This is a genomic window from Dactylosporangium sp. NPDC048998, assembly GCF_043197855.1.
Classification (GTDB): domain Bacteria; phylum Actinomycetota; class Actinomycetes; order Mycobacteriales; family Micromonosporaceae; genus Dactylosporangium.
Genome location: NZ_JBICTV010000082.1, coordinates 1 through 5,962, shown reverse-complemented (window position 1 = coordinate 5,962; position 5,962 = coordinate 1). Strand labels below are relative to the sequence as shown.

Below are 5,962 nucleotides of genomic sequence, written 5' to 3'. Positions count from 1 at the left end.
TGAACGCGTTCCAGATCGCGTTCGAGGGCCGCCTGAACCCGACCAACCACTGACCAATTCAACAATCCAGATCAGCCGTTAACTTGACACTCCCTTCTGTAGCGAATTGATTTCGGCATGTGCGTGCATGCGATCAAGCGAGCCGACCTCGATTGTGACGTCACAGATGCGGCCGAGGTCGGCGGGCGTTACGACAGGCCCAGGCTGCGCGGCACGTTGCGGACCCAGTCGCCGGTTCCCGCCTCGTTGTTGTCGCGTGCATCCGCGATACGCGAAACGGCCGCGTTGAACGCGTGTCGTTCCCCGTCGCTCATCTGGCCGAGTTCGTCGGCGATCCCCTCCAGCGCGTTGATGGCCATGTACTCGTGCGAGTAGAACTCGGCGAGGTCCTCGAGGGAGGCGATGGCCGTTAGCAGTGCTCCGACGACGCGGTCGATGTCACTCACCACGTTTTCATACCCCAACTGCACTTCGCTGCGCGGACGGGGGAACGGGGCGGTCATCGAGGTGCGGCCAAGGGCGCACTGTATTCGGCACGACCACACGCCGGCATGATCCGCTGGAAGGCACGGAGGGTGACCGTTGCAGGTGCGGCCGGCGCGCTACCTCAGCGGCATGAGTGCGCGGGTAGTCAGTCCCCGGACCAACCCCAGAAGTAGATCTCAGTCGGCGTACCGGCGGCATCGTGTAGGACTGCGCAACGTCCGAACCAGCGGTGTTTGGCCAGATCGTCGATTGCCTCCAGGTGGTCGCGAGTGAGCTTCTCGACGCCAGCCCGGTCGAGCGCCTCCGCGGCGGTCACCGGGGCGATCGTTCCGTACTCGGGCTTGCCGTACTCGGTGGAAAGCCGCTCAAACTCGAATGGTGAGGTCACGGCCGCATTGAGCCAGCCGAACTTCTGTGGCTCACCTTCGGGCAGCACTCGCCGCATGTCGAGGATCGAGTGGGTGCCCGACTCCCGGACGCTTTCGTCGGCGAAGAGCTCGTCGATGGTTCGGGGGCGGTTCGGATAGTCGCGTGCGGACTTACCCCATCCGCCCGGAACCGCCCACCAGTAGTCGCCCTCGGCGAAGACCTTCGCCTGCAGCGCCGCGAAGGCCGCCTCCAGGTCGAGCTGATATTCCACGGAGTAGCTCCACCCAGACGCACCCATGATCGGTACTGTAGGCGTTCTAGCGAGCACCTGATCCCCGTGGCAGGGCGCGGTTACTTGGCAGTCAGTTGCTGCGTCAGCCGCTCCAGGCCGCTCTTGATCAGCTGCCCGTACTCGTCATCGCCGAGCGCGCCCATCCCAGCCTGCGCCTGTTGGAGGTGCTCCCGGGCGCGGCCGAGATCACCGAGCCTGCGATAGCACTCAGCCAGGTTGAGGTGCAACGACGGATACAGGCCGGCCACGGACAGCGTCACCCCAGCCTGCGCCACCCGGTCATCGGTGAGCAGGTCGGCCGCCGCCAAGGCCCGCTGATCCCAGACCAGTTCCTGGTGGACATCGTCCTGCACATCAGCCATCGAGTGTGCGAGCACACAAACGTGCAGCGGATCCCCTTGCTCCCCGCCGATCTCCTCCCAGATCTCCGCAAACACATGGCGCGCAGCCCCACGCTGCCCTCGACCATGGTGCAACTCCACCCCCTCGCCGATGCGAACGATCGTTGGATCAGTGATCATCAAAGCTCCTTTGGCGCTGCTCGATGTCAACCAGGACCGTGTCAGACAAGCGGTCATCCACCGGCCAATCATCGCAAGTCGCCAACCATCCAAGCGGGCCTCCGCTCCGCGCCCCTTCGACGACGCCACTGCGACCAAGCACATCGCCGAGCCAATGACGTACGCGGACGGGTACCACGACGGCATCGCCGATCCGGGCGAGTGACCTGCGGGACAGAGGCGGCGTTGTTCCTTCCGTCCGGTTTCGACGGCGAAGGTCAACGCCCTGATCGCGGCTACAGATCCGGACGTCCAGGCCACGTCTGGCCACGCAATTGACCCGGGCCCTTGGCGGGCGCAAAGATCAGCGACGACGCGCGGGCCGGCGATTGGGTCCGGCGTGGCAAAGGCCAACGTCCGCCAGTCGACTGTATTGCTCAAGCAAGGTTCGCCAATGCTCGGGCAACGTTCACCGCCGTTGGATGAAGGAGCCGGCATGTTGGTCAGGCGACCGCCCGCGGTCATCGCAGCGCTGATGCTTGCGGCGGCCGTCGTTTCAGCCTGTGGCGGGCTCGGTCCCGGAGCCCGGAGTGGCGCCTCCGCTCGCAACGCCTCGCCGACGCCGAAGGTGACCTTAAGCGCGCCAGCAACGCTCGGATCGTGGCACCAGTCCGGCGACCAGTCGGCCGCCCGCTCGCTGGCGACCGTGCTCAGTTATGCCGGAAACACGTTCGCCGTGCGGTACGAGCAGCCGACCAAACCGCCCAGGACGCTGATCGTGCTGGGCGGAACCGGCGCACGCTTCCAGCCCGGCGACGCGACAATTCAGCAGGACGCGTTCTTCACGGCGCTGAACAAGCAGCTCAGCGCCAGCCACCCAACCGCGCCGAGGTGGGTCGACGGCCACATCGGCGGCGAGGCGGCGTGCGCGAGCACGGACTCCTTCGGCACGGCGTACACAGCCTGCACCTGGATCGGACCAGGCGTGCTCATCGCGTTCCTGGTCCAGGACACCGACTTCGCCGCCGCCAGCCGGGAAGTCGAGCCCTTGGTCGGTGACTTCATCACCATCCAATAACCCGCCTACCGACACGTGCGACGGGAACTTACCGGCTCGCGGCCGGCGAGGAAGTTGCACTCGGATAGGCGGCGGGACCTGGCATGGTTTACCGAGCGTCATAGGTCTCGGCGGCAGTGCGCACGAGCCGCGGCAGATCAGGGCGTTCCTCTCGATGGATGCGTGCATGCTGTGGGTGCCTGTTGGTGGCTACGCTGACCGCGATGGTGGAGGCTGGGAGCGGAACCGCGTTCGGGCGGTTGTTGGCGCATCGGTGGCCGGAGGTTGCCGCGACAGCGGGTGTCCTGCGGCCGGAATTCGACGCTGTGCTGACCGGCGGCGCGGCCAGTCCTTCGTTGGTGCGGCGGCTGGCGCCGACGCTTGGATTGCACACGGCGGATCTGTTCGTGATCGCCGGGCTCGATCTGCCGCAAGATTTGGTGCCTGCCAGCGGTACCGGGCCTTGGCATGTCGGGACGGTACTGGAGAAAGCGGCCAAGTTGGCGCCGCAGTCGATGCGCCGGTTGCACGAGTTCGTCCGGTCGCTACCCGAGCATCCGCCGACGTGGCCGCCTGTGCGGCCGCGCTACAGCTACCCGCTGGAGCCTGGCGAGATGATGTTGCGGCTACTGCGGAACCGCAATATTGGGCCGTACAGCCCGAAGGTGTTGTACTTCATCGGCGACGGGCCGATGGTGTCGTACTCCACGATGGCGATGCTGGGACCTGGCCGTACGCGGCTGACGCCGCAGTACGTGACCGCGTTCGCCACAGTCCTGGGTATTCCCGTCGACGACCTGGCCGCCGTCGCCGGGGTTGCCGCGGCCACCGATCCACGTCTGCACCGCAACCGCGTGGAACTTGCCCGGCTGGCCTGGGATGCCCGGCGGTTGACCGGCGAGCAACTGTCCGAGGTGCTCGACCTGGCCAGGCGTCTGCGGTAGGTGGGTCCGCAATGATCCCGCCGCCGTTCGACCACCGCGGAACCGTAACCATCAGGATGCACCGGCATGGTCACGAAACTGGGATCACGCTGCACGCCGCGCAGAGCCGCTCGCGAGCAGCTAGGGAGGAGGATCGGGCGAGACATGGACCTTGAGCGGTTTCATGGGTACTCCTTGAGCGACGTCGCCGTCACCGCCACGAGCGCGGCCAGCGTCGTGCGTATCACGCTGGTCGCCAGCGACGGCGCCGACAGCGTCGCGCTGCTCGTCGAGGACGTCCTCCACATCGAGATGGATACCTCGCGATCGTGGGACGACTTCGTCGACGAAGTCACGCTGCTCCAGCTGCCACAGCACGGCCCTTGGCCCGAGCAGGTCCAACACCTGCTCCACCACCACAACAACCGCAGCGCACTCACCTGGCTGCGCATGGACGGCCCAGGCCCGATCGAAGTCCTCGGCGTCCGGCTAACGGTCGAGCAGTAACAGGCCGCGGCGGACACGCGGCACGGAAAGCCGAGCTCAGCGCCGAATGCGCCACAGGCGCATGCCCGGCACTCGTCAGGCACCCATCCCGAGCGTGCGCGAGTCGCGGCATGACCGTGCACCTGATCTTCGCTGGCACGGCGGCACGAGGTACGGGGTACCTTCGTGCGCATGCCGGACGACATCGTTCTGCGGCTCGACCGCGCGACTGCCGAAGATTTGTACGCCGCGCTGTATGAGGTCGGAGAACACATCGCTGCTGGTGCCCCCATCACGCGGCCCACCACCGAGGAGGTCGGGCGGCTCGGCAGTCTCCTGCAGGACTTGGGGCACGCCCTTGGCCGTCGATGCTCTCCGTACTGCGAGCATCTGTAGCGGTTGGCGCGTCGCGCACGGTTGGCGGCATTGAGCGGAAACGTGATCGAGCGCGCTCGGCGGCGTGACAGCGCACCCCCGAACTCGGCGTCGTGCAGGGGTGCGAGGGCGTCCACCGGCCGCGGGGATCCTTCTGGCTTCTGCCGATCTTGCTCCGCTCCGGCGATGTCGGCAAAGGGAATTGTCGCCGACCATCCACGTTGCGGACGCCGAGCGCCGGCCCGGCTCGTTACACTGCGTTACACGCGCCTCGCGGCATGACAGAACACTCGATCTGGACGCCGTGGCGGAGCAGCTTGCGTTCGGCTGTGTCGGTAGGTTGTCGCAGTGGATGATGGCGGACCGGTCGAGCTGTGGTCGCGCCTGCACGACTGGGCGGTGCGGTGGCGGCTGTCACCGCCAGTGCTCAGCGCAGGGTGGTTGTGCCTACCGCCGAGCTACCGTCCGGCGGTCGTTGACGGTTGGGTCAGCCGGCCGCTGTTCGAGCCGCCGGGCGACGATGCCGTCGCGCGGGTGCTGGAGTCGGAGAGCGGTGTCACGCTGCCAATGGACCTGCGGGCACTGTATGCGGTGCAGGGCGGTTCGTACGCGCCGTTGCTGCCGTACGGGATGTCGCTGCTGCCGTACGAGGCGATGTTGACCTGCTGGCGGTACTGGGCCGCGTCCATAGCGCAGTTACAGGGCGGGACGCCGCAACTCGTCGATGCCGACACGCACTACGACTGGCCAGCGATCGGGTCGTGGCTGCCGGTAGCGGAGAACGACGACAGCTCGATCGTGCTGGACTTCCAGCCTGGGCCGCAGGGCACGGTCGGCCAGGTCTTGCTCCCGCTCGACGAGGTCGATCGCGTGGTCGTCGCTTTGTCGCTCACCGATCTTCTGCATCGCTGGCTTGCCGCCCTCGATCGAGGCGACGTCCGGTTCGATCCGAACTACGGGTATGCCGTGCCAGTAGACCCCGGCGCGGACTACGCCGACGTACTCCGCAGCGGCGATGAGCCTGTTCCGTAGGGTTTCGGGTCGGGTATGGCAGTGCCCGCCGATCGGTCGACGGCTCGGGCTTCGGCATTCCGATCACATTTCGTGCCGTGCACTTCGCGGCAGAACCGGATAACCCCGCGACCCGCGGCGCGAGCGCATGGCGGCCACATGTTCGACACTGCGAAACTGGAAGTTGTCGAGGGCAAGCCGCTTCCGCCCACGTTGCACGGTCCCTACCCGGCATCATTTGTTTTGATCGGTTCGATACATCGGGCAGAGGTCGCTACATGATCTGCTGCTGGAGGTGGAGGTCTGATGTCCAGGGCACACTTGTATGACACCATCGGAACTACCTACATCTCGACGCGGCGCACCGAGGAGCAATAGTCAAGACTTGTGGATGAGAAATCTTGATCAGGCGGCTGCGGCCTCGGTCGTGACGAGTTCGGTGGCGGGCCGTTCGATGAGCTTG

At 66.3% G+C, this 5,962-nt stretch carries 9 protein-coding genes; 6 read left to right on the top strand and 3 right to left on the bottom strand.

Annotated elements, in window-relative coordinates:
- Positions 1-188: 188 nt before the first annotated feature.
- From ACGFI8_RS47730 to ACGFI8_RS47720, 3 genes are all read right to left on the bottom strand, one after another.
- The gene (locus tag ACGFI8_RS47730; RefSeq protein ID WP_392815713.1) at positions 189-446 is read right to left on the bottom strand and encodes a hypothetical protein; all 258 of its coding nucleotides are present in this window, start codon (positions 444-446) and stop codon (positions 189-191) included.
- 185 nt (positions 447-631) lie between these two features.
- Complete coding sequence (locus ACGFI8_RS47725; protein ID WP_392815711.1) at positions 632-1,126, bottom strand: hypothetical protein; 495 nt, start codon at positions 1,124-1,126, stop codon at positions 632-634.
- A gap of 80 nt (positions 1,127-1,206) precedes the next feature.
- The gene (locus ACGFI8_RS47720; RefSeq protein WP_392815709.1) at positions 1,207-1,668 is read right to left on the bottom strand and encodes a hypothetical protein; all 462 of its coding nucleotides are present in this window, start codon (positions 1,666-1,668) and stop codon (positions 1,207-1,209) included.
- On the opposite strand from ACGFI8_RS47720, the gene ACGFI8_RS47715 reads away from it, so the two are divergent.
- The 6 genes from ACGFI8_RS47715 to ACGFI8_RS47690 all read left to right on the top strand — a co-directional run bounded on the left by ACGFI8_RS47715 (position 1,661) and on the right by ACGFI8_RS47690 (position 5,520).
- On the top strand, positions 1,661-1,873 hold the full coding sequence (locus ACGFI8_RS47715) for a hypothetical protein (protein WP_392815707.1): 213 nt from the start codon (positions 1,661-1,663) through the stop codon (positions 1,871-1,873). The two genes, ACGFI8_RS47720 and ACGFI8_RS47715, sit on opposite strands and share 8 nt — an antisense overlap.
- Positions 1,874-2,047: 174 nt before the next feature.
- The gene (locus ACGFI8_RS47710; RefSeq protein ID WP_392815704.1) at positions 2,048-2,725 is read left to right on the top strand and encodes a hypothetical protein; all 678 of its coding nucleotides are present in this window, start codon (positions 2,048-2,050) and stop codon (positions 2,723-2,725) included.
- Between the two features lie 185 nt (positions 2,726-2,910).
- Entirely contained in the window at positions 2,911-3,648 is a 738-nt protein-coding gene (locus ACGFI8_RS47705; protein WP_392815701.1) for a hypothetical protein, read from the top strand.
- 144 nt (positions 3,649-3,792) lie between these two features.
- Entirely contained in the window at positions 3,793-4,134 is a 342-nt protein-coding gene (locus ACGFI8_RS47700) for a hypothetical protein (RefSeq protein WP_392815700.1), read from the top strand.
- Positions 4,135-4,305: 171 nt separating this feature from the next.
- Positions 4,306-4,509, top strand: coding sequence for a hypothetical protein (locus ACGFI8_RS47695; RefSeq protein ID WP_392815697.1), 204 nt, complete (start codon positions 4,306-4,308; stop codon positions 4,507-4,509).
- A gap of 378 nt (positions 4,510-4,887) precedes the next feature.
- Positions 4,888-5,520 carry an SMI1/KNR4 family protein gene (locus ACGFI8_RS47690; RefSeq protein WP_392815695.1) on the top strand — a complete coding sequence of 211 codons (633 nt, stop codon included), beginning with the start codon at positions 4,888-4,890 and terminating at the stop codon, positions 5,518-5,520.
- The last annotated feature ends 442 nt before the right edge of the window (positions 5,521-5,962 follow it).